The organism is Vicinamibacteria bacterium (assembly GCA_035570235.1).
GTDB lineage: Bacteria > Acidobacteriota > Vicinamibacteria > Fen-336 > Fen-336 > DATMML01.
The window spans coordinates 37,410-60,388 of the sequence record DATMML010000064.1 but is presented as its reverse complement, the minus strand read 5'-3'; the positions used below and the strand labels follow the sequence as shown (position 1 = coordinate 60,388).

At 62.4% G+C, this 22,979-nt stretch carries 16 protein-coding genes; 3 read left to right on the top strand and 13 right to left on the bottom strand.

What is annotated here, in order from left to right; all coding sequences use genetic code 11:
* Positions 1 to 80 precede the first annotated feature (80 nt).
* From VN461_11530 to VN461_11470, 13 genes are all read right to left on the bottom strand, one after another.
* Positions 81 to 398 (bottom strand): hypothetical protein, encoded by a 318-nt coding sequence (locus tag VN461_11530; protein HXB55408.1) that lies wholly within the window; start codon positions 396 to 398, stop codon positions 81 to 83.
* Between the two features lie 292 nt (positions 399 to 690).
* Positions 691 to 2,004, bottom strand: coding sequence for an alkaline phosphatase family protein (locus VN461_11525; GenBank protein ID HXB55407.1), 1,314 nt, complete (start codon positions 2,002 to 2,004; stop codon positions 691 to 693).
* Between the two features lie 532 nt (positions 2,005 to 2,536).
* Positions 2,537 to 3,442, bottom strand: coding sequence for a hypothetical protein (locus VN461_11520; GenBank protein HXB55406.1), 906 nt, complete (start codon positions 3,440 to 3,442; stop codon positions 2,537 to 2,539).
* A 365-nt stretch (positions 3,443 to 3,807) separates the two neighbouring features.
* Complete coding sequence (locus VN461_11515) at positions 3,808 to 5,016, bottom strand: hypothetical protein (GenBank protein HXB55405.1); 1,209 nt, start codon at positions 5,014 to 5,016, stop codon at positions 3,808 to 3,810.
* A gap of 170 nt (positions 5,017 to 5,186) precedes the next feature.
* Positions 5,187 to 6,878, bottom strand: a complete 1,692-nt coding sequence (locus tag VN461_11510) for a S53 family peptidase (GenBank protein HXB55404.1) — start codon at positions 6,876 to 6,878, stop codon at positions 5,187 to 5,189.
* A 732-nt stretch (positions 6,879 to 7,610) separates the two neighbouring features.
* On the bottom strand, positions 7,611 to 8,729 hold the full coding sequence (locus VN461_11505) for a hypothetical protein (protein HXB55403.1): 1,119 nt from the start codon (positions 8,727 to 8,729) through the stop codon (positions 7,611 to 7,613).
* Positions 8,730 to 8,762: 33 nt separating this feature from the next.
* Positions 8,763 to 10,571, bottom strand: a complete 1,809-nt coding sequence (locus VN461_11500) for a hypothetical protein (protein ID HXB55402.1) — start codon at positions 10,569 to 10,571, stop codon at positions 8,763 to 8,765.
* A gap of 601 nt (positions 10,572 to 11,172) precedes the next feature.
* Entirely contained in the window at positions 11,173 to 11,499 is a 327-nt protein-coding gene (locus VN461_11495; GenBank protein ID HXB55401.1) for a carboxypeptidase-like regulatory domain-containing protein, read from the bottom strand.
* Positions 11,496 to 12,080 carry a carboxypeptidase-like regulatory domain-containing protein gene (locus VN461_11490; protein HXB55400.1) on the bottom strand — a complete coding sequence of 195 codons (585 nt, stop codon included), beginning with the start codon at positions 12,078 to 12,080 and terminating at the stop codon, positions 11,496 to 11,498. Before VN461_11490 ends, VN461_11495 begins: the two co-directional genes overlap by 4 nt.
* 165 nt (positions 12,081 to 12,245) lie before the next feature.
* The gene (locus tag VN461_11485) at positions 12,246 to 14,447 is read right to left on the bottom strand and encodes a CHAT domain-containing protein (protein ID HXB55399.1); all 2,202 of its coding nucleotides are present in this window, start codon (positions 14,445 to 14,447) and stop codon (positions 12,246 to 12,248) included.
* Positions 14,448 to 14,749: 302 nt separating this feature from the next.
* Positions 14,750 to 15,508 carry a choice-of-anchor P family protein gene (locus tag VN461_11480; protein HXB55398.1) on the bottom strand — a complete coding sequence of 253 codons (759 nt, stop codon included), beginning with the start codon at positions 15,506 to 15,508 and terminating at the stop codon, positions 14,750 to 14,752.
* The gene (locus VN461_11475; GenBank protein ID HXB55397.1) at positions 15,505 to 16,215 is read right to left on the bottom strand and encodes a zf-HC2 domain-containing protein; all 711 of its coding nucleotides are present in this window, start codon (positions 16,213 to 16,215) and stop codon (positions 15,505 to 15,507) included. Before VN461_11475 ends, VN461_11480 begins: the two co-directional genes overlap by 4 nt.
* 2 nt (positions 16,216 to 16,217) lie before the next feature.
* Positions 16,218 to 16,838, bottom strand: coding sequence for a sigma-70 family RNA polymerase sigma factor (locus VN461_11470; protein HXB55396.1), 621 nt, complete (start codon positions 16,836 to 16,838; stop codon positions 16,218 to 16,220).
* A gap of 235 nt (positions 16,839 to 17,073) precedes the next feature.
* Here VN461_11470 and VN461_11465 point away from each other — a divergent pair, with 235 nt between their 5' ends.
* The 3 genes from VN461_11465 (at position 17,074) to VN461_11455 (ending at position 22,909) form a co-directional block, all read left to right on the top strand.
* On the top strand, positions 17,074 to 17,322 hold the full coding sequence (locus VN461_11465; GenBank protein ID HXB55395.1) for a hypothetical protein: 249 nt from the start codon (positions 17,074 to 17,076) through the stop codon (positions 17,320 to 17,322).
* 353 nt (positions 17,323 to 17,675) lie between these two features.
* Positions 17,676 to 18,731, top strand: a complete 1,056-nt coding sequence (locus VN461_11460) for a hypothetical protein (GenBank protein HXB55394.1) — start codon at positions 17,676 to 17,678, stop codon at positions 18,729 to 18,731.
* 251 nt (positions 18,732 to 18,982) lie between these two features.
* Positions 18,983 to 22,909 (top strand): hypothetical protein, encoded by a 3,927-nt coding sequence (locus tag VN461_11455; GenBank protein HXB55393.1) that lies wholly within the window; start codon positions 18,983 to 18,985, stop codon positions 22,907 to 22,909.
* Positions 22,910 to 22,979 lie beyond the last annotated feature (70 nt).

Genomic DNA, 22,979 nt, shown 5'->3' with positions numbered 1-22,979 from the left:
GGTTAAGCACCGGCGGCGAGCCCTCCCCGTGTCTAGAAACTTCCAGTATTTGCATTGGTGGAAGCCGACTCCACTGTCAATCAGCGCGTGGCCGTCCTGAAGAAGGCCAAAAGCGAAACCACGAGCAAAGCGTGAGTGACGAAGACCTTCTCGTAGAGCACGATCGCGGTAAGCCATCCCGGGTTGTAGGGCTGGGCCTGAATGGCGATCAACGCCACCGTCAGGCCGGTGCCAGCCACAAGGAAGCTCTGAACGTCGCTCAGCCCGACCTTCAGGAAGCCCACGACCAAACCGAGACCCGCCACGAACCAGGGGACGATGTTCCCCTGGATCAACAAAGCCACGATCACGGCCAGAACCAACCCTCCGAGGAAAGCCCACTTAGCCAGGGTTTTCATTCACTCTTCTCCTTGGACCACGTGACTCAGGGCCCGCATGGTCAGACGAATGCGCTAAGGGGTAGCCCAGTGCCAGGACCCTGACGAAGTACCAAAGCCGGATTGCCTCCGACATTCGGCTCTGGTGGTCCGCGGGGATCACTTTGGACCATAGCTTGAGGCGGCCAGCGGCCCGAGGAGTGTCGCTCCTCGGAGTCGTAGCGGAGTATGCACACGGGTTGGGCTCAAGACCGTTGCCCGTCGACGTCCGGAGGCACGTCCGGCCGCTTCACCCTTCCGTATCCTGGGCAACTCACTGCTCCTTCGGTGCGATCGGAGGGGTATTCACTAGTTCCGGAAACCCAGCAGTAAAGCCCGCTGGGTCCTTGTCTTGCAGCGCGAGTCGGAGGGCGTCCAAGTGCAGCGCGAAGTCGCTGGGGGGGGCCGACGGCTCCGCCGTCAAGGCTCGAGCCCTAGCAGGTTGAAGAACCGGAGGCGGCGGGGCACTGGGTCGATCGCTGCGTGCCGTGGCGCTCAGGGCGGCAGCGACACTGCTGATGTTCGCGGAGGCGATCCTGGACCCGAACATCGGCAATTTGAACCATTCCAAGATGAACTTCAGGATGGAACAGTGGTCGAACCGAGCTGACACGACAGCTCCCCGCTCGGCGAATGGAGAAACGATGATCGCCGGGACTCGCAGGCCGTAGGTCGTGAACCGGTCGGCTTGGACCTCCTCGGGGGCGAGATCCGGGGGTTGGACGTGATCGAAGAACCCTCCGTGCTCATCGTAGGTCACGATCAGCACGCTCTTGTTCCACACATCCGGATTGGAGATTAGGGCGCCGTAGACCTCGGCAATGAGCTTCTGCCCAAGCTCGATCCTGTCGGGCGGATGATCGTCGTTTGGTTCGCCAAAGGGCCGCGTTGGGATGTGTGCTGCATAGTCGTAAACGGGTTCGATCCAGGTCACTCTTGGTAGGTCGCCTCGCTGTGCGTCTCGCACGAAGTCCTGGAGTTTTCGGATGTGAAAAGCGTTTCCGATGTGTTTTGTAAGATTGCCGATCAAGAGGATGAGGGGCAGCGCACCGGCGTAGACGGCCCAATCGCCATCCAGAAAGTCGAAGATGGATGTCATGTCTAGGAAGTGATCCTTTGGCCCACCCCGCAGGCCGTTGGAGTGCCCGCAGACACTGTAGAGGCGGTTGGGAATCGTGTCGGTTGGAATCGCGGAAAACCAGCGGTCGCACACCGTGAACTCGTCAGCCAGGAAGTAGGTTATCGGCAGCTCCTTCCGGGTGTAATAGGCTAGGACGTCCTGAGGTGAGGTCGGCGCCGGGGCGACACGCTCATAGGCCTGAATGAAGCCCCCCATCTTGTCCATCTGGATGGCGACCGAGTCGGCGTCATGCGGAACGTCGGGCGCAAACGAGCTTGCCCGCGTCGTCTCACTGATTGGACGGACGGCATGCCTCACACCCTTGGAGTCGAGATTAGAGAAGAAAGGGTCGATGCCGTCGACGTTCTTGCCCTCAAGGCGCAACGACCCAAGGACATGATCGAACGAGCGGTTCTCGAGCATGAGCACAATCACCCGATCCAGGTTGCTGAAATCGAAGGCCGGCATTGTTACCTCCTTGCTAGAGCTCTGGCACGAGGTCTTCTGAGCGGTCTGTTGAGACCTGGCCGACGATGATGCGAGGGTCCGAATGTGTGATGGCCGATCGCGCGCCAACCTCAGCCGTTCGCTCGCCCGGCTTATTCGGAGCGGGATATCCTGGCTCGCCGCAGGCTGACCTGGAACAGCCGTGACCGCCGTCTGGGAGACCCTGGACGTGTGAGGCCAGCGTGAAACGCGCAGCTTGACGGTGGTGTCGGTGCGGGCTGCTTGGATCCGGCCGGCCGCGGCGAGCGGGGAAGGAACCTGCCCGGTCGTCCGCCTTTCGCCGCCGTCGGCCTTCTAGGCCGGCGGCACGCGAGGGGCGCCGCAGGCCCAGCGCGGCAGAATGGACCGGCTGCGGATCGCCGCGTCCGATCGCGATAGCGGCTAGCGCGAGAGGCAAGAGGCTAGCCCCCCGGCTAGGTGTGAAGAAGTGCTTTGGGGCCGTGGGGACCATCAGTCATGCCGTTCGTGGATTCGGTATCGCCACGATCGATCGCTAGCGTGGGAAGTTCCGGAGTAGCCCAGGCGTCAGGACGTGGACGCGCTCCGGGTGGCCAGCAAGCTGAGTAGCAACCCGACTCTGGTACCTGTCCACATTCAGTCCCGGGATCGTAGTGAGTGTGAGGTGCGTGGGGTCGAAGAAGTCTTCCCAATGATGAAGGATGACTTCACGGGCTTGAAGGCTGGAGACGATCCCTTCGGGTCGGTCGACAGCGTCATAGTTTCCCGTGCAGAGGAGAGCTAGGTCGACGGCCCGCTCAGCAATGACCGCCCCCGGCATCTGGGCCATCTGGCCTCCGACCGGAGCATCTTGGTAGTAGATCCGGAAGGCCGGTTGGCCCGACTGCATGAAGTCGATGAGGTAGGCGAGCACCTCCCCCTCCAAGTAGTCCTCAGCTCTCAAGGGCGGGGACACCAGGTCCGCGGGCAGGCACCCGGGCCAGAAATGAATGGCGTGCAGCACTTGGGGTGGGTGCTTGGAGCAGTACGCACGCACGCGGATGCGCCCCTGGGTACCCGGGATGTCATACGGACCGCCACGATCGCCCGGCCAAGTGACACACCCGGGGAGCACCGGTTCGCTGGCGCAGTTGGTGAAGTCGACGTAGTTGTGGCCTGCCTCATTGAGCGCTACAACGCGCGGCCCAAGCCCCGGGTAGCCGGCGAGCAGGCGCCTGGTCGTGACACTGCCGATGACGTAGGCCTGCGGAGCCTTCGCCATGAAATAAGGAACGTCCATGAGGTGGTCATAGTGAGCGTGGCCTACCAGGATAGCCCGCAGGTCCGTGGCGGCATCGTTGATGTGGTGAGCGGCATAGAAGTGATCCAGCGTGGGCGTCCGCGGAGTGATCTTCCCGGTGAGGCTTATCGGGTCGGGGCTCGAGTAAAGGGGGCCAAACATAAGAACGTCAGTGCCTCTCCTGATTAGAAATCCACCCACTCCGAGGAAGCGCACCTGGACCCTGTTGGGATCGGGAGTCTCGTCGTTCTTCTCGAGGGCATGCGGCAAACAGCCAAGCGTTAGGGAAGCGAGCGTGGTCACCACGCCCAGGAGATGCCTGCGAATCGTGCCTCTTTGCCTCTCTGTAAGATGCCCGGCCGCGACGTGAGTCTGAGTGGGCCCACGGGGGTCCGGCGGCCCCGCCCCTGGCGGTGCCGCCTCAAGCGCCCACATTGATGGGACCCCGCCAGTCGGCTGCCCAGCTTGAGGCAAAGAAGCATCGCTCGAATGGTTGGGCGCTCGCGGGAAAGGGGCGTTGCGCAGTCTCACTTGCCGAAACCCAGCTTCTTGAAGGGCTCGAATTCCGCGGCATCGAAGACGATGCCGGCTTGAAACCAGTGGATGTCCTGAATGAACAATAGGTTGTAGTAGTCCTGTCCTCGGTAGTATCGGACATCGAGCCCCCACCCGCGGAGCCAATCGGGGTTCCAAGCCGCCTCGAGGAAGATGGCCAGACGTGAGGATCCGTTGCCAGGCGAGTAGAGAGCATTGAGCGGGGCGTTGGGCTGCGACACAAACGTAGCGGGCGGACCAGAGGCAATCTTGTCGATGTAAGAAATCAATCCGGTCAGCCTGGCGGAGCCGGACACGATTTTGTGACCATCGAGGATTCTGCTTTCGTATTCGACGACGCCGGACACCCGATTGTCTCCGTACAGCGGCCGAAGCACTGGGTCGAGGGCGGAGATGCCGAAGGGGTGAAACCAACCGGGATGAAATTCTCCATAGGCTCCTACGGCAAACGTGTGCTTCACCGGGTCGACGGTTGGCTGGTCCGGGTCGGGGGTCTGGCTCAAGTAGTACCGTTTCGAGACCAAGCCCAGGCGAAAGTAGTTTGTAGAAAAGCTCCCGTTCGGATAATTGATCCTCACGTCTTGAATTCGGCTTGGTACTCGGCACAAATCCGCGCGGTCCAAAATCCCAGGTGAATAGATGCACTCGTCTTGGCCATTCGAATGGTGCCCAATGGTGCCGTGCAGCGTGAACATGCGACTGTGGAAAGGATCGACTCTCTTCGCCCAGACGACCTGGGCATCGAACTTTGGCATCCAGGAGAGCGTCTTGATGGGGTCGGAAGTGTCACTCCGATTGCGAAGGCGAATCATTGGAGTGAATGAGATCGCGGAGACGCGAGTGCTATGGCCGCACTTGAGGTCATAGATCTTCTTCACCGTGTCATAGAAGAAGAGGTGGGGAGCGATCTGGGCTTCGACGACCAGTCCGTGCCCGCCGAAAAACAAGGTCGAGCGTTCCAGCACGTTGGGGTTGGGGTGAGACACGGGCTGGGGCGGGAGGACCCGAGGTTCTTCGAGGGGACATGGGGGCGAACTAGAAGGAGTACCCCTAGTGTCGGGAAGGCTCCCGGCAGCCAGCGCCCGGGCAGCCTGCGCAGATGCACCGTCGTTGTTGATGGTGACGGCGGTCACGATCTCCTGGGCGCCAGCGGTAGGGAGCAGGGCAAGCGCGAAGCCCAATGCTCCAAGGAGCTGCGCCATGCGTGGCGGTGCGGCCGATCGAGGCGACACGCGCCTGTACCACGCGCCCGGTCTCTCGGGCTCGTCAGTCACTGAACATCGATTGTGTAGACCCATGACTCCTAAATGAGTCCCAACCCCGGGGACCGCAGCCAAGCCAAATTGAGACGCTACAAGGCGGCCGACAGGTTCGTGCCGTTTGGAGTGCCGAGCCCGGTACACGGATCCCACCCCGGGCCGGCCGGGTACTTGCCTCGAAGGGTCCCAAAGATGTCGTTGTTTCCATTCACAACATCTTGAAAGGCGTTTGCCGAACTGGGCAGCCCGTAGAGGATTGGGTTTAGGAAGCCCAGCGGCCCCTTGCCTTTACCAGCGCGCTGCTGACTAATGAGGGCCAGAAGGCCAGCCCAAAGGGGCGCTACGGCACTGGTTCCCCCAAGCACCTTCGAAGCGCCCTGAATGAGCACCTGATATCCCGATGCCGGATCGGCATTTCCCGAGACGTCGGGAAGTCCCCTGCCTCCCTTGCTCTGTTGGGGAACGTTGACTTTCAGTTGGTACGCCGGTCTGGCAAAAACGTTGCTTACGCCGCCACCGGTGGCGCCGCCCTGAGGGCCCCCGTTCCAAACGGTTTCGCTGCTCCCCGAGCCGGTCGCCTGCAGGGTCGTCCCCCCACACCCAAGAGCCCAGGGGCTGGAGGCAGGGAAGTCCGCGTGTGTCACCCCATCCCACTCGCTTTTGTCCATGTCTGCCGAGCCGTTGTCGCCCGCGGCAGCGCACACCGTCACACCGACAGCCGCTGCCTCCTGTAGCGCCTGATCGAGCCCGGTGAGCAACTGTTGCGTGGAAGACTCCTCCGGCCCACCCCAGCTGATTGAGATGAGCGAGGGCTTTCGAACATCGTCATGGATGGCCGAAGTGAGTGCCTGGATGAAACCGTCCGTCGTGTTGGTGCCGAAATACACGACGATGTTTGCTTTCGGTGCCACTGCACCCGCGACTTCAATGTCGAGCGTGACCTCACTGTCCGCGTTCAGGTCTGGCCCGGGAACGTTGGCACCCCCGTCCACCCCTACCGCGTTGACGTTGGGCGTTGCGAGGCCCAGTCCTGCAAAGTAGGAATCAAGGTCCGTCTTGCTGTAACCAGCACCCGTCGCGCTGCCCTTGTTGTTGACGTCGTTCAGCTCGATGAGCCCGATTGTTTGACCGGTCCCGTCGAGACCAGCGGGAAAGTTGTAGAGCTTTGCGACCTCAAGCGGCGAGAAGCTGCGCAGGGAGCCGTGCGCCGAGTCCTTCCTTTGCCCTCCCTTCTGTCGACCCTTGACACTGCGCAGGACTCGATAGTGAGGCGTGACCGCCGGCCGGTCGTCCAGCCCGAGAACCCGTTCGACCACGCCGGCAAGCTCCTTTGGCAGGTAGATGGGACCCCGGCGGCCTCGATAACTGACGGCGCCCGCCCGGTAGCGTTTCAGGGTTACGCCAAAGGCGGTGCTCAAGTCCGCCACCCTTCCCACGAGCTTTACGGTTCGCCTAGCGATACTGACTTCCGAGACACTTAGGTTGTGATCGTGAGCAAAGGCGTCAATGGCCGAAATGTCGGCTTGTTCCGCACCCCCAAGCCGTCCGAGCTCCTCGCGCGTCAGGTAGGTTCGTTCGTCGAGCCGCTGGGTCGCCATTTGGCTCACCCTCTGCTCCAGCTGGCTTCCGGTGCGCCGCCGCAGCTGGAGGGTGATCTCAACTCTCAGATCGGGGTCGACGCTGCCAACGACTTTCGCACTCCGCAGGGGGCTACGCTCGCTGCCGGGGAGCGGCACCCGAGACTTGGAACCGGCGTTACCAGTCCGATCCTTCTTTTGGGCCATGGTTCAAGCCTCCACTATCCCCTTAGCGCGAGCGGCGACTGCCCGCACAGGAACTGGCATGGTCGTTTCCCCACAGCAGCGGGTCCGCCCCTACGTATAGATGAACCAGTCCGGCGAGTCCTACCGAAGAGACAGCGTTTGATTGGCAGCGCTTGCGCACGCTCTGGGCCCGCTGGAGGGACCGGCGGGTGCGGGTTAGCGCGGAACCTACACTTGAGCGCAGTGAATGTCAAGATATTTCACCAAAAGCGACCGTTCAGAAGCAACGATGCACGTGAACCGTAATGGAAGAGCCGCGATTGTTGCATCCAAGATTAGAAAACGTATTGATGTCAGTCGTTACTACAACCCCCACCTCGATCGTCGTGTGATTGCACAAGAGCAACCCCGAAGCACGAAAGGGCTTGGGTTCTGCGCCACTTACGCTCGACAGCTCCGTCAGTCTTGGCGCCTCAGGCTTCCCGCCCGCTCCAAGAACATTGCGTGATCAGAACTCTTCGCGCCCTATCGAACCCTTGCCGCGTGAGTAGACGAGTTGCGACAATGAGGACGCCCGCTTCGGACGAGTGCATGATGATCGTCTTCCCGCTTCTCCCTGCCGACTGTGCAGGAGGCCGGTCTCTTCGACACGTCGACTTGCATCCCGAGATGTAAGGAAGGCGGGCGCGGCAGGCGAGTTCCATTCGGCATTTCACAGCGTCACCCCAAAGCAAGCCCCCAACCACCTCACAACTACTTCTCACGGCCCACCTGATGCACGCGTCCCTCGGCGTCGACGAGCAGATCCTGGCCGTCAATCGTCACGCGCCAGAAGGGCAGATAGGGAGACGAGCCCTCACGGTACGCGAGGACCGCGGCGGACTGCTTCGCTGTATCACGCCCGAGAAAGTGGAGCGCCCGGGCGATGGCGTCCTTGTCAGACAGCACCGGCCGTGCCTTGAAGCGCGCGGCCTCCATGAAGCCGCCGCTGTACGCGTTGATGAGCACGGCCAGCTCCGCCGGGGCCTCTCCGCGCGCGAACGGGACGATGTAGTAGCCACCGCGCTGCGGATTGACGAGCAGGGGCCTCTGCGGTTTCAGGTTCCTGAGGTCAGGAAACGAGGGGACCTTCGAGAGATCTGTCTGCACTGCACGCTCTGCCAAGGCCGTCACACGGTCGATGGGAATCAACGGGCCGACGACCGGCAGCAGCTTGGCGATCGCGACGCCTTTGATCTTCGGAGGCTCGATGACCGCCACGAAGTTTCCGTTGTACGCACTTCCACTCTTCGCGACGGCCCCGAATTCGGCATACCACTGCGAGCCCGAAAGAAACCGTTCGACTGGGGGATCGCCAAAGACCAGCGGCTGATCGACAATCAGCACGTACTGCAGCGTCACGGACGGGTTCGTGCGCGGATCGAGATCCGTGACAATGCCCTTGATCGCTATCCAGTGCTCATGGTGCGTGGCAATTGCATTGTGTGTGTTCGTGTTGAGCAACGCCGCCACCGGATAGTGGTTCGTATTCATCCAGAACGCCACCGAATGCATCAGACTCGGTGCGTTCGCATTGGAGAATACGACCCAATGGCCTCCCGCTGGCGGACAGAGGGTCATCATCGCATCTTTGAGACCGGCGGGATCCGTATCCCAGCTCCCTTCGACTTTGTGGGCCTGAATCCCGTCCCACACATCTGCTTGTAGGAGCGTGCAGGCCCCGGCCGGATAACCGCCGACCACCATCTGGCCCGTGGCCGCGCCGCACCAAGTCAAAGCCTCCTCGCCGTGATCGGGTACCGTGACAAACACACTGGTTTGGGCCGTCGCGGGCACCGCCGCCGCCAGTAATAGGACGAAGACGAAGGGCATGGACTGAAGTCGTGTTCTCATAGGTTCCTCCACCTATGGACAAGTCGATGGGGCGGTCATGATGGTGATCGACTGATGCGCGTTTTTGTAGATTAGGTATCCGTAGCCGTCGATCGTCCGCTTCCATACGTCTACGAAGAACGTGTGCGCGCAATTACATGTCGGCGTCCATCCGGCGGCCGGACCTCTGAAATGGTTGACGCCGTGCCAGAGGTGCGGGCCATCCGCGTTCACGTGGCTCGCGTAGCTTTCGGTCGCAATCACTGTTGATGCGGCGTTGTGGCCGAAGTAAGCCGTGACTCCGTAGCTGAGAAGCGCGCCATTCGGATCATTGGCCGTAATCTCGACGTCGTACGCCGTTCCCGAGGGTGAGCTCACCAGTGCGCAGACACCGAGTGGAGTGACTGCTCCGTGTAGGAAGATATTCACCAGATCGACATTGGGCGGGTCATTGTCGATCTTCACCGTCAACTGGTTCTTAGCGGGCGGGAGCAGCGGGGTGAGCGGAGTCCATGTCGAGGGCGGGACGAACGTGAAGATCTCGACTGTGAACGTGTACATCCCATTCACACCGCTCGGCCAGCGCATCATGAGGAACGGCGGTACCCAGCGCTCAGGATGAGCGGGATACTCGACCGGGATCTCGTACCGGCCCGACCCGTCCGGTGCAATCGCTGCTGTTTCGTACAGGCTCGTGACGGGATTCCATCGGGACGCGTTCCAGGTCTGCATGAGCGGTGTGGGAGGGGAACCGTCCTTTGACACGTTGACGCGATAGTGGGTAGCTCCCAGGCCTTTGAAGTTCGTGAAGTTCCCAAAGATGTTCAGCGTTCCACCGAAGGGCGAGTCCTTGACCTGCATGAAGTATCCGGGGGGCGTCGTAGCGTAACCATCGACAATGCTGGTCGACGGAACATTGCCGACGGAAAGGAATACAGGCTCGCCCATCGGCAGCGTGCCGAGATCGGCGCGCACGACGCTCGAGTTGCTGGTGACGTACGCTGCGCCGCCGATGGCGTTGAGTGAGATGCCCGAGGCTTGCGCCGGAAGTCCGCTGATAGCCACCGCGCTGATCGATGTGGGGAGGTCAACACGGAGCACGTTGTTGGCGGGCGCGCGTTGGACCAGAAAGAGCGCGATCTGGGCGGGGTCGGTCCAACTCAGGTAGAAAGGACCGGTCAGTCCGGTGACGACGTTGCGAATACGGGCGCGCAGCGCGACGTCGATCTCCGCGAGGCGCGCGGGTGTCTGCTCCGTCACGTAGGCGCGCGTTCGATCGGCGGTGAGGGCGAGACCGACAGGATGGCCGAGGCCCGACATGATGGTGGTCTTGGAGCCCGTCGCGAGCTCTATCTTCCACAGACGACCGGCGTCGAAGCCAATGACGTATGCGGTATCCGTGGCAATATCGAGAACAATCTGGTGTGGCGCACCCAGATTGAAAGTGATGAGCGTTCGAATGCCGGTGGTGAGATCCACGCGCCATAAGGCGCCGGTGGTACCCGGGTCATCGCGCGTGGTGACATATGCGACGCCGTGATCGGTGTCGAGCGCCACATCTTCGGGGTGGCTGAAGCCGCCCGCGACCGTAGTCACCGGACACGGCGTGGTGGCGTCGCAACCCGGGGTGAGAGTGATGCGTTTGAGCGCGCCGGTGTTCCACTCCGTGAAGTAGACGGCGTTGCCCGATGGATCAGCCGACACGCCAATGGCGGCGTTGAGCCCGGTGGCAATGGTGGTGAAGGCATATGTCGTTTGACACAGCAGGCTGAGGAAGAGCGCCGTCAGGACACTCCACGCTTTTTTGTGAATCGCTGGGGATGTCTCTCCGCATAGGGTCATGGCGTCCTCCTGCCGTACTGGGCGGCTCCAGGATCAGGGAGCCCCTTCGCTGACGGCGTCAATCGATGCTCACCCTGGCCAACCGCAAGGCATTCGGGGACCAGGCGGCCGATCAGAGCCGTGAAACCGTCGTTCGCTTCTGGAAAGGAATCTCTCAAATCAGGACACTGGCCTTGCTAGAAGCTTGGTGGGACCGGAGGTACAAACGTTTCAGTAAACCTTGGGCCGAAACGAACCAGGGGCCCGCACCAACTAGAAGTAGGAGGGCACAGTAAGCTTCGGTAGGGCTGCGCCAAGTGGTGGCGGATCAATGCCCTGGATAGGGGCCTCTTGCGCCCGGCCTTCGCTCTCCCTTCTTGGTCCGGGGTCCCGGTCTTGAGAAAGAACCACGCCCACTGCCCTTGGAGCACCGAACGATGGATGGCCCGGCACGCGAGGGCAGCGGTGAACGCGCGAGAAGGTGGCGCCCAGGGGCTGACTGTCGGACCGCACTCGGCGCCTCTCAAACTCCTTGCCGTCGTTGCCCTGCAACTGAGACTCCTTTGTGCAGGACTCGCTACCGGATAGCCGGGCCCTGTGAGGCCCTTCTTCTGGGAAGGGACTAGGGCAGCACGATGTCGTAGACCTCGTTTTCGGGCAGGCGGATCTGGGCCCGGTAAAGGGTGGCCCGCCCCCGCTTCACCAGGATCGTGTAGGGTCCAGGCTGCAGGCGAGAGAGATAGTAACGCCCATCGTCCGCAGTCAGAGCCCGCCCGCTCTCGTGGCCCTGTTGCTCCAGGACCACCCATAGCGATGCGGCGGGCCTTCGCGAGGGCGTGAGGACAGACCCCCGGACGCGGGATGCTGCATCTTGCCCTGTCGTGGTGGTGGGAGCGAGGCCGGCCAACAGGAGAACGACGGCACAGGCGGAGAGGAGAGCGTGTCTCACTGGAGTCCTCCGTTGTCGGTGTGGGCAAGAGCTGCCTGAGCCGCCACTGGTCCCGTGGGTTGCACCGTGCGAGCTTCTGTTGCTCGATCTGGCTCCTGAACCACGTCGTACTCAACAAACGCACCGTGGGACTCAAGACGACCGGTTCGATCGGACGGCGTGATGAGTCCGCGCGCGGTCTGGTTAGAGGGCGATGCGATGTCGCGGACAATCAGTGAGTACGAGCCCGGGAAGACTCCGTCGAAGGTGAACCTCCCGTCGTCGCCAGGGCTCGCCACGTTGCTGTTGCCAGCTACCAGGTACACCTCGTATTGGCCTGGGGCATCCGACGCCCCGGCGCGCCTCACTCTTCCGCTGATTGTCCAACGAAGGTGCGCCTCCGAGGTTCGATGCTCGACTCCGAACTTGTCTCTGAGGTCCTTTAGGTTCTTTTCTTGATCCTTGATCCGCGCGAGATACGGCTTCTCGATCTGGGGAAGGATGCCAATGTAGGCCACGACGACGGATCCGACCGCGCTGATGAGGGTGGCTAGCACCGCGAGCCTAACGTTGCCTTGTGATTCCGGCACGGCCACCTCCACGGCCGGGTTCTTGCGCTCCGGCCTTCCCTTTCCTGTTTGGTGCGGGGATCCCTCGGAGCGTTTCAGAAAGCGGCCCTCTCATCCTCGGGATGTTCCATGGACGCAAGATCTGAAGAGCACAGCAGTGAAGCGTTGCAGAAGCTAACGACCGGGGAAGGACGCGACTTACGGAACCCGGGAGACTTCGGGAGAGCGCTCAGGACTGCGTGTGTAGAGCACGAAGGGGGCCCAGTAAAAGGGCTTGCGGTAAGCGCCATCGGAGCGCAGCAGGCAGAGTTTAGCCTCGCGCAAAGCCTCCGCGGGCGACTCGCCCTTTCTGATTCCCCGGTAGAGGTCCACCATCAGCTCCGAAGTGGAGGCATCCTCGACGTTCCAAAGCCCGGCGATCACACTCCTCGCTCCGGCGCTAAGGAATGCCCAGGCCAGACCCACGAGCCCTTCCCCTCTATAGATGCGCGAGCCGGCGCTGCGGCAGGCGGATAGCGTTACCAACTCGGCTCGGAGGGGGATCTCCATGATCTCCCGACCGTAGAGTTTGTAGGCGTCGTCCTTCCTCGAGAGGATGACCGCCGAGTCGAGGGGGATGTCGGGGTTAGCCTTGGCGTGGGCGGCAAAGTGGATGAGCGAGAAGTGCCCGGGGTCCGCATTCCGGTAGACGAACGGATTGGCCTGTGCGCCGGAGTACACGACGCGCTCCAAGGGATCGAACTGGTCGGCGATGCCTCGGACCTCGCGGTCGGCCCACGCGAGGGGCGGGAACTCCTCGTCTGGCGCGAGGGGGTTACCTATGATGAGGACGGCCCTCCGGCCCACGCGCCGGCGGGAGGGCGTTGCGCCGGCGGCGAGCAGACCGAGCGAAGGAGCCACTCCGAGCGTCACGTCCTCGATCAAGTAATGAGGCTTTGGATCCGGGCGAACCAGCGTCTCGAAGCTCAGCGAGTGGAGCGGGCCGTCGGGGATTACGATCACCCGCGAGCCACGCGGGATCAGGGGCTGAACAGGACCGAACAGCGCATGGTACAGCCATTGTGCCTCGGGGGCCGCTTCGACGACTAGATCGCGCGAGCTCCGGATGCGCTGCTGGTGGCTGGCTACGTGCTCACGAAGGATCTCCTCATCTGGAAGCACGTGGAAATCCTGCCGGTTCGGCGTCACCAACCAAAGGAAAGAGCGCTTCGAGGCCGTCGAGTAGCACAAGAGCACGGCGTCGAGGGTTTGCGCCAGCTCTCTTAGGCGCTCTCCCTCGATCCTTAGGACGGAATTGTCGGTCCCGAGCCTTTCGCGCATCAAGCGTGCCCGGCCCTCGTCTGCGACCTGCAGAGCCTGCCACGGGAGTCCTGCTTGGACCAGCAGGTCCACGTAGCCTTCGTAGAAGTGCTTCACGCCCGAGAAGAACGAGATCTTGTCTTCCGCCTTCCGCAGCTCGGAACGGGACTGCTCCATGATGGCGAAGGCTTTCCGAAACTCGGTTTCCGCCTCGAGGGGCCGCCGAGCTCCTGCCAGGAGGTGGGCCAGAGCCGCCCGAGCTTCCCAGTGGAGCTCGGGGTCGTCCAGAGGAGCGTCGATGACCTGGCGGTAGATCGCCTCGGCCTCGGACCGGTGGCCACGTGCAAAAAGGATCTCGCCCTGCGTGAGCATCGAGCGCAGGGTTCCCAGGGCGTCTCCGATCTCGCTCGCCATACTAAGAGCCTCCCGCACGTGAGATTCCGCCTCGTCGTAGCGCCCTCGCTCGAGGGCGAGGATCCCAAGGTTTGCGAGAAGCGTGGACGTCTCGCCCCTGTCACCCAGCGTGCGCGCAATCGGCAGCGCCGAGTCATACACTTGAACGGCTTTCGTCAAGTCCCCCAGTCGATAGTAGGCGTTACCCGTCACCGTCAGGCCCGCCAAACGGTCTCCGGTATAGCCGCGGGCAAGGGCGAGCGAGTCCGCGCGTCGAAGAAAGTCAAGCGCTCGCTCGAAGTCGCCCAGTTTGTAGTGGCACCAGCCGAGGTTGACCAAAGTCTTGAGGGTAATGTTCTCGGCCTTCAGAGCGGAGGCAAGTTCCAAAGCCTTCTTCAGCCAGTCCGCCCCCTCGTCATACCGGCCGTTTCTTAGGCAAAGGTTTCCGAGGCTCCCGGCGGCCATGGCCTCGAGGAAGGGTCGCTTTTCGGTGCGAGCGATGGCGAGTGCCTCACGGAAGAGACGGTCGGCGACCGGGTAGTCGCGGCCAAGCGAGGCGCAAGTGCCGCTTCGCAGGAGGACATCGGCGACGAGCTCAGCAGCGGCCAGCTGGCGGGCAAGGCGGTCGGCGGCCGCGAGGTCAGCTGCGGCTTGGCTACGCTGCTCCGCTCTTTCCGCAGCCAGGCACTGCGCGTAGCCTCGCGTCATCAAGGCCCGGACGTGAGTTGACTCGAACGTGAGGCCCGCTGGTGGCTCCGCCACGACAGTAGACAGGGCCTCGGCGTTGCGTCGTTGGCTTACCAGGACCTCGGCTTTCAGGATCCGGAACCGCCATTGCCATGCCGCGTCCTGCGGGCGGCCAGTCCGGCGCAATCCCTCCTCGGCACGCCCCTGGGCGGCCTTAAGATCGCCATGTTGGAGGTCCTCGTATCCAGTCCGCTGGAGTGCCTCTAGCTCAACCTCGCTCCTACACGCTGCGAAGCCAAGGAGGAGTAGAACGACCGACCGCTTCACGGGTAGACGCTGCCATTGCCCCCCACGTCGCCGCAGACCATGACGCCGCCGACCGGCGATCCCATGTGAACGCGCACCATTGTGAGGTGCCGTGACGACGGAGTGATCAGGTATTCTCCCAGAAAGACATCCCCGAAGCCTGGGACCTTGATCGCACATCCACTGCTTCCATGGGCGTGTAGGGTCGTCCCACTCAGATCCGGAGTAGCGAACAACGATGAGAGGAGCGGGCGACCCTCGGTCGCGTTAGGGTCCTTGCTGTCGCCGTCCCGCGAGCCGACCTTCTGCCACTCCTTTTGTAGCCGGAGGAAGGTATCGCATTCCAGGAGGGGGGTTTCAGCCTTGAGTTCGATCGGGAAACCTTCAATGCGCAAGTTTACGAAGTAGCTCCCGCGCGGCAGGATGCCGATCTCGTTTGTGCCGTCGATGTCCTGCGATGACGTGAGCTGGGCAACGACTCGGTCTGCAGTAACCACGCCGCGGATGTTCAGGTCGTCGACGATGACGGTGGTGACCGTGTTGTGGATGGAGCCGTTGGCGCTCCCGATCACAACGCTGGAGGCGGCGCCGAAGGACATCAGGTTCGGGTATCTGAAACCGTCTACTCTCGCGGCGGCGCGCCCGCCGATGGATGGAAGCGAAATGCTGGCCTGGGCCTCGAGGACCGCACTGTCCGGCCGGGTGATCGTGCCGGCGAAGGCTAGCGCGTTCGCCCGATAAATGAACCGCCGGGCACCTCCAGTCTTTGCGCTCATCTTTTCGTATCTCCTCTCTCTAGACGATCGAAGGTGAAGTGGTAACGGGCAAAGGCGGATGCTGGAGCCGAGCCGGCCGACGGATCGAGCCCAGCGACCGCGACAACATAGGCCCCTGGCCGAAGGCGTTCAGTAGGGACTAGGATTTGAAGCTCGTCTCCAGCAGGCGGAGCGGGAAGTACAGCCGATATAACCATTTGGCCGGCGGCGTTCCGGACCTCGCAGAGGTACGAGGGGAATGAACGGTCGGAACTCTTGCTTAGCGTCAGCCCGACCATTCGCTGCTGACCAGAAACGGTGACGATCGGCAGCTCGCTCCGGGAGATGGAGAGAAAGTACCAGGGGGCAGACTGGAGGGCCGTGCCCTCTCGGAGTCTGTCCTTCAAGGATGGCAGAACGATCAGGCTCTGGTAACCCACGACGCCGAGGAGAACGAGAAGAGCGGCGGCTGCTCCGAGTGGAAGGGGCCAGAACAGGGCACGCTTTCCCGTCCACCAGGGTCCACGGTTCGGCTCATTGCCCTCTTGCAGATTCACCGCGAGGACCGACTTCGCGTTTTCCAAGAAGATGGCCGCGGCTCGCACCTCCTCCGCGCATTCCGGGCAGCTGAAGAAGTGTTCCTCGTACTGGTCCCTCTCCTCAGGGGTCATCTCCCCCAGGACGTAGCTTTCGGCAGCTCTGGTGCTTGTCGCTTCCTCGTGATCCATGATCACCCCCCCACGGATCGCCGGGAAGGCCGGCGACCAGCTTCAGAGTGCGAAGCGGGCCCCTGTTCCTGCTGCAGGTAGAGGGCCCGAAATTGGTTCTTGGCCCGGTGGATCAAGACCCGGAGGTAGTCTCGGCTGACACCAAGTTGCTGACAGACTACGTCCTTTTCGTGCTCCGCCAAGAACACGGCGCGCAGCAGCTCACGGTCCTTGGGTGGCAACCCGTCGATCACGCGTCGCACCGCGTGCTTTCTCTCCTCGGTAATGAGCCGCATCTCCTGATTGGGCGTCGGGTCCGGAAGGGGAGCTGGTTCCACGAGAGGCGGTCGGTGGCGGCCCTCGGCGCGGCCAAACTCGAGCAGCACGTTGTTGCAGACGGAGCTGACGAAGGCGCCGAGCGACCCTGGATCCCGCAGTCCCTCCTGAGAGCGCACCACCCGGAGCACCCGAACGAGCGTCTCCTGAAGGACGTCCTCAGCGAAGGAGGAAGAGCGTTGCCGCGCCCTTACCTTGATAAGAATCAGCTCGGCGAAGTAGGCGTAGAAGTGCCTGCCGGTCTCGCGGTCCCCGCCGCGCAGCCGTTCGAGATAAACGGCGTCGAAGACCTGCCGCGCCAAAGCCACTCTCTTAGGTCGGAACCGGATTGTAACCATAAAGCGTGTTGTTCCGCCACAATATCCGGGAGCAGCCCAGCCGCCGGCCCGGCTACACCCCCCCGCTCATTGGTGAGCTTGCCCGTTGGTTCGTTACCCCTTTCTGCGGTGAAACGCTTGTGCCCCGAGCCCCACCAAACTCGTGCGTGAAGCTGCTTCTGTTTGATCGGCTCAAATTTCAAATTTCGACGAAAGGGAGGCGAACGTGAGTGTCCGAATCAATCACCAAGAGATCGTAAAGAAAGCGCTAGAGAGTAAAGCTGTGGACTTTGCGGCCATCGGAAAGCTGGTTGCCGAGCTAGGACCTTCAGTGTCGCTCGCCGACGAGCCTTGGGAGGGCTTCTGCGGGACCATGCGGTACTTTGTCCATGTCCTCATCGTCCACGGTAACACCGGAGGTCCGGTCGAGAACCTGGGGGCGCTTCGCGCTGCGACTGGCGAAATACAGTCGTAACCGACCGCCAATTGCGGGGGAGCGTGGCGATGGGGAGGCCCACGACGGAGTCCCGGCCCGGAACAACCGCGAGCTGGAGCACCGCGGACTTGGCAAGGCGCCTCAGCCATGCTCTCGACATAGCGAAGCAGGCGGTGGACCGGCTCGCGGCCAAGGGGTACACCGACCCCAGCGAGCCGGGACACAGCCTCCGTCCCGAAAAAGTGATAGCCGAGACGGCCCTTCTCCTGCTGAGCGCCTCAGCGGCGGGCGAGTATTCCGAAGTGAAGGAACGAATTCGCTGCCTCGCTCAGCGCCTCATCCCCCTTGCGCGCTGCGAGCGCATGCTCCTGGCATTATGCGTGGAGCCCGCCTTGGCCATTGACTATGCGCAGGCGCACATATGCCTGACAAGGCTTGGTTATCTGGATCCGGGCTTTGACGCCGTGCTGGGGCGGAGTCTTGAATCCCAGGTGCGCGCTGGGCGCGAACGTTTGCCTCACCGCGTTCTCGAACAGCGGTGGCTCGAAGTGATGTGGGGCGGTTCACGATCAAATTCTGGCGTGGAGCAGCGGGCAGCGGCCCGAGACTCGGTTCTAGGCCGGCGCATGGATTTGCTTAGCGGTAGCCGGGACGACGTTTACGCCTTCACACACGCCTTGATGTACGTGACCGACTTGAATCTCCTACCGCGCAGGTTGCCCCGCCCCATTTCGGCAATTCTTGCAGAAGCGGAAGCGGCGCTCGGCCGGTGCCTGGACGAGGAGGACTACGACTTGGGCGGGGAGGTCATTTTGGCTTGGCCCCTCACCGGAGGACCGTGGAGTGCCGCCGCAGCTTTTGGTTTCCGCGTGCTTGCTCGCGTTGAGGACCGGGCGGGCTTCTTGCCTTCGCAAAGCACGAAGTTGCAACGCCTTGATGAGCTGAAGGGCGATGAGCGGTCGGACTACCTGCTCGCGACCGCGTATCACACGGCCTACGTGATGGGTCTGCTGTGCGCGGCCGCGCTGCAGCCCGGAAGAACGCCGCCCGTAGAAATCCCGCCCGGTAAGCTCACAGCGGATGGCACCACCAAAATCCTTCAGTGTCTGGATGCTGATGGACACAGGACGCATTGGCGGGAAGAATTTGATCGACTCGCGACCCCCGAGCGGAACGCCATTGCGGGGCTCCTGCTCGCTATCGCCCTGCGCCGGAGGGCGAGCCAACGTGACTTTGCTGGGCTCCGCGAAATGCTGGCGATGGGGTACAGCCTGGGACTCGCAGACTCCCCGGCCGCTAGCCAGGCCGCAGAGCTGCTAGATCGTCTGGCGATCGCCGCGCCTATGCTTGCGAGTCATCCGCGCCGTCTCCATTACACTTGCGCACCGTCGGGTCCTCGACTTGCGCCGCCGGCAGAACCCACAGTTCCACAGGCGATGAGGTCCTGATCGGGAGTGGACTCTTCGGCCTCGCTCGCCGCCAACGAGCGCGCTCAGGGTATGGAGTCTTTGGCCGGTTGGAGGACGGAAACCAGCTCGGGATGACGCGATTGGAATGGAAACGCTTTTTGTGTTGACAGAGTACGCGGGAAGTGATAAATAGCCGCTCATCCGGTAGACCCATCGGGCCCTTTGTAGCCGTCGGATCCCTCCCAGTTGTTCCAATAGACGCGTACTGAATTGAAGGGGGAGGCTCACTTATGAGCTCTATGAACGGCCGCAAGGGTCCAATCACGCGGGGCGTTGTCCTGGGCCTGGTCTTGGCCGTCCTAGCTGTGCCCGCACTGGCGCAGGTGGTGAAAAAGGCCCCCTCACCCCTGGACAAGCTTGTCATGGCAAAGCGGGAGCTGCGCGTCTCGCGGACGCTGACCTACGCGGAGGCGGTCAAAGAGCCTCTCGCGTACCGCGCTGATATCAAGCGCTTCCAGTCTGAGTACGGCTCGTCTTGGCGCTTCCTGATTGACGAGCGGACCGGTCGGGCGAACCTCGTCGAGGGCGGTGCCATCCCGTTCATCCCCGGCCCAGCGAACAAGCTGCGGTGGCAGGATTTCGGGGCGGACTGCGATCGTCCCTCCTGCATACCTAGAGCCAAGATGGAATCCTTGGCCAGGGAGTTCCTGGTGCGCAATCGGGTTGCTTTGCAGGTGAACCCGGAGGAGCTTGTTCTGGACCCTGTAGGTACGGTGCCGGTCGGCAACTCCGTCTACTTCGTGCGCTTCCAGTGGGCCCACGGCGGGGTGCCCGTGGAAGGGGGGTCGGTCTTCCTCGCGATCAACAACGGCAACCTCATTCAGGTGGGAGTGACGAACATTGGGGACATCAAACTGGACCCAAAGCCCACTCTTCCCCTCGATCGAGCGAAGGCGAGGTTGGAGTCCTATGTCGGCGGCATGGACAGGGACAAATGGCTCGACCAAGGTTCCCTAGGGATTATTCCCATTACGCCCCCGGGGCTCGACCCGGACGCGCCCAAGGTGCCCTTCGGTAAGATGATCGGGTACATGCTCGTCTACAAGTTCGCGTTTCAGCGGCCGGGAGTATTAGGAAGCTGGGAGGCGCTCGTGAATGCGAACACGGGCGACCTCGTCCGTTTCATCGACACCAACGCGTACGGGCACATTCAGGGAGGAGTCTACAAAACCGACAAGCCTCAGACCGAGGTCACCGAGCCCTTCGCCGACACCGACTACGGTGCAGCGATCTGCACCGACACATCGGGCAATTTCCCCGGAGTCGGCGGAACGTCCACCATGACCGGCTGCCCCGGGGTTGGGGTTGCTGGCGGCGTGAAGATTACCGACAACTGCGGAGCCATCTCGCGCGCGGGGAACCCAATCGGTCTCATTGATTTTGCCAACCAGGCGGGTGTTGGGACGGACTGCACGACGCCCGGCGTGGGCGGGGCTGGAAACACCCACTCCGCGCGCACTCAAGACTGGAACGTCACTCAGATCAAGATGAAGGGCTTCAGCTACCTACCGACCAACGCATGGCTTCAGGCCCAACTTACGGATGTCGTGAACTTAACCGGCACGTGCAACGCCTTCTGGGATGGCACCAAGCTCAACTTCTACCAGGCCTTTGGTGGCTGCAACAACACAGGTGAACTCCCGGGCGTCTCGATGCACGAGTGGGGACACGGCATGGATTCGAACGATGGTTCCGGAGCGGGGACAGACAACAAGCCCATTGAGTCGCGCGCCGACTGGACGGCCATTTTGCAGACCCACCAGTCTTGCACTGGCAGCGGCTTCCTTGGGGGCAGCAACTGCGGGGGCTACGGAGATGCATGCACAGCTTGCACGGGCGTCAGGGATGCCGACTGGGCTCAGCACACCCATCCGACGGCGTGGACACCCCAGAACAACGGGCAAGTGAACCCCGGGTATACCTGCGCACCTGGGCCGTACAACGGCCCCTGCGGTTGGGAAGACCACTGTGAATCGGGCATCCCCACCCAAGCCCTCTGGGACCTCGTGAACCGGGACCTGGTAGCCGCCCCAACCAACCTGGACATCGTCAGCGCATGGCAGCTCGAGGACCGGCTTTTCTATACTGGCATGCCCCAGTCCACGAATATGTACACGTGCACGGGTACCACGACCAAGACCTCCAACGGATGTGGCGCTGGCAGCCTGTACACGGTCCTGCGCGCGATCGACGATGACGGTGACGGTCCGGCGAACGGCACACCGCACGCGGCAGCGATTTTCGCGGCCCTCAACCGCCACGGCATCGCGTGCGGTCTGGCTGGTGACCCCGCTAACCAGAACCAGACCTCGTGCCCCTCCCTGACTACTCCAACCCTCACGGCCGCCGCTAACAACCAGCAGGTCACGTTGAACTGGACCACGGGCGGCCTCAATGCCACGCGTTATTTCGTCTTCCGTAACGAGACGAGCTGCAGCGCGGGCTTCACGAGAATCGCCACCGTGACTGCGCCGACGCTGACCTATACCGACAACGGGGTGGTCCACGGGGCGACCTACTACTACCGCATCCAGGCGGCGACGGCCAACGATTCCTGCGTGAGCCCCATGAGCGGCTGCGCCACCGCCGTCACTCAGCTGCCCGGCGACAAGGACTTCTATGTGCGGGACTGGACCGACACGGCCCTCAGTCACGACCTCGGGCAAGAACCATCCACAAACTACACCACCAACTGGGCTTACAGCAGTGACGTGTGGAACCGCGGTAGCAACACCCCCGGCACTCCAGTGAACGACTGGTACCCCACGGACAACATGTTTGCGGGCGCCGGAACGTTGGGTGACAACTACGGCTTCGTCCGCGTCAGCCGCAACGCAACCGGATCGACCGCAACCGTCACCGCGGAGTTCCTGGTGTCGCCTTTCGGCGCGGGCAGCAACTTCGCGTCGGTGGGCACGGCCACGCTGAATTTCGCGGCGGCCGACCAAAGCCTGGTGCAGAGTTCCTACTGGAATCAGCCTGCCACCGCCTCTACCCACGCCTGCATCGCGGTCCAGATCTCGACACCCGACGACCCCTACAAGTCGCCGAGCCTGAACGGGCAAAGCCCGGGCGCCTCGGACGGGCAGTCCCTCATTATCTTGGACAACAACAAGGCGCAACGGAACCTGAACGTCAGCCACAACGTGGCGCACTTCACCGGCATCCACTTCGCGCTCCTTCACAACGCCGCCTTCTTCCCACGGAACATCGTTCTGAACTATGACTCGCCCGCGAAGGACCAGTTGCAGGGGGCGCAGATCGAGATCGTGGGGGGCAAGACAGTGGAATTCCGGCCCGGCGGCACAATTACGCTCGAGAACGTGCAGCCCGGAGAAAACCGCTGGATCGCCGTCAAATACCAGGTATCAACCGCCGACGCGGTCCCAATCCACTTCCTCGAGCTGGAACATGGGCATCCGATGAACGCCTTCACCATCTTGGCGCAGCCGGTTTCCGTCAGCGTGGCCATCCAGGATGTCCTGAGCAACCACGTCCAGGTCTTCAACCGGCTGGCCGCGGCCTTCGGTGCCAACGCTGCAAAGACCGAGGCCGAGGTGGCCGAGAAGCTCTTGCATCAGAAGGAAATCTCACCGGCCCAGTACGTCGGTTTCATGAAGCAGCACGTGAAGCCGATCATCGCCATCCTCGAGCCGTTCGTGGCAAAGGGCGGGGGAGATGCCTTCGGCGCCTTGAAGACGCTCAAGGATCTCTCCGACGCTGTCGCCAAGAACCAGCCAGAACAGGCCTTGTCCGAGCATGCCATCCTGCTCCAGCGGCTGGACTCCTTTTCGACCATGCTTCAGAAGGGTGAAGGCGACCCCGGCGACATCCTCCAGATGGTCCGCTGGCAGGAAGCACTGTACCGGACCCGTCCCGGGCTTCACGGGTTGAAGTGCTCCGACCGCGTCGTTCAGGCGTCGCGCGAGTTCATCAGCGGTTACGCCCAGCGCAAAGGAGATGGCTACTTAGGTCTGCTCCGTGAGCTGGGAGGCTGCTTCAAGGAGACCGCGGCGTCCCTGGACAAGGACCGTGGGCAGTTGCTGAAGGCCGCGGAGGCGATCGAGCGCAATATGGCGTCCATCCCAGGGCTCGAGAAGGCTCACCGGGAGTTTCTGCTCGCTCTCCAGGCTGTCGTAGGGACAGTGCAGAACTAGCCCCTGCTGACCTGGGGAAAGAGGGAAGCATCAAGGGGCGCTGACTGGAGTGATGGACTACCTGGCTGGC

Coding starts and splice junctions, on each gene's coding strand:
- VN461_11510 (HXB55404.1), bottom strand. CDS start 6,878: ATGGCCCAAAAGAAGGATCGGACTGGTAACGCCGGTTCCAAGTCTCGG.
- VN461_11485 (HXB55399.1), bottom strand. CDS start 14,447: ATGACGCGAGGCTACGCGCAGTGCCTGGCTGCGGAAAGAGCGGAGCAG.
- VN461_11530 (HXB55408.1), bottom strand. CDS start 398: ATGAAAACCCTGGCTAAGTGGGCTTTCCTCGGAGGGTTGGTTCTGGCC.
- VN461_11500 (HXB55402.1), bottom strand. CDS start 10,571: ATGACCCTATGCGGAGAGACATCCCCAGCGATTCACAAAAAAGCGTGG.
- VN461_11475 (HXB55397.1), bottom strand. CDS start 16,215: ATGGATCACGAGGAAGCGACAAGCACCAGAGCTGCCGAAAGCTACGTC.
- VN461_11455 (HXB55393.1), top strand. CDS start 18,983: ATGAGCTCTATGAACGGCCGCAAGGGTCCAATCACGCGGGGCGTTGTC.
- VN461_11520 (HXB55406.1), bottom strand. CDS start 3,442: ATGTTTGGCCCCCTTTACTCGAGCCCCGACCCGATAAGCCTCACCGGG.
- VN461_11480 (HXB55398.1), bottom strand. CDS start 15,508: ATGAGCGCAAAGACTGGAGGTGCCCGGCGGTTCATTTATCGGGCGAAC.
- VN461_11505 (HXB55403.1), bottom strand. CDS start 8,729: ATGCCCTTCGTCTTCGTCCTATTACTGGCGGCGGCGGTGCCCGCGACG.
- VN461_11525 (HXB55407.1), bottom strand. CDS start 2,004: ATGCCGGCCTTCGATTTCAGCAACCTGGATCGGGTGATTGTGCTCATG.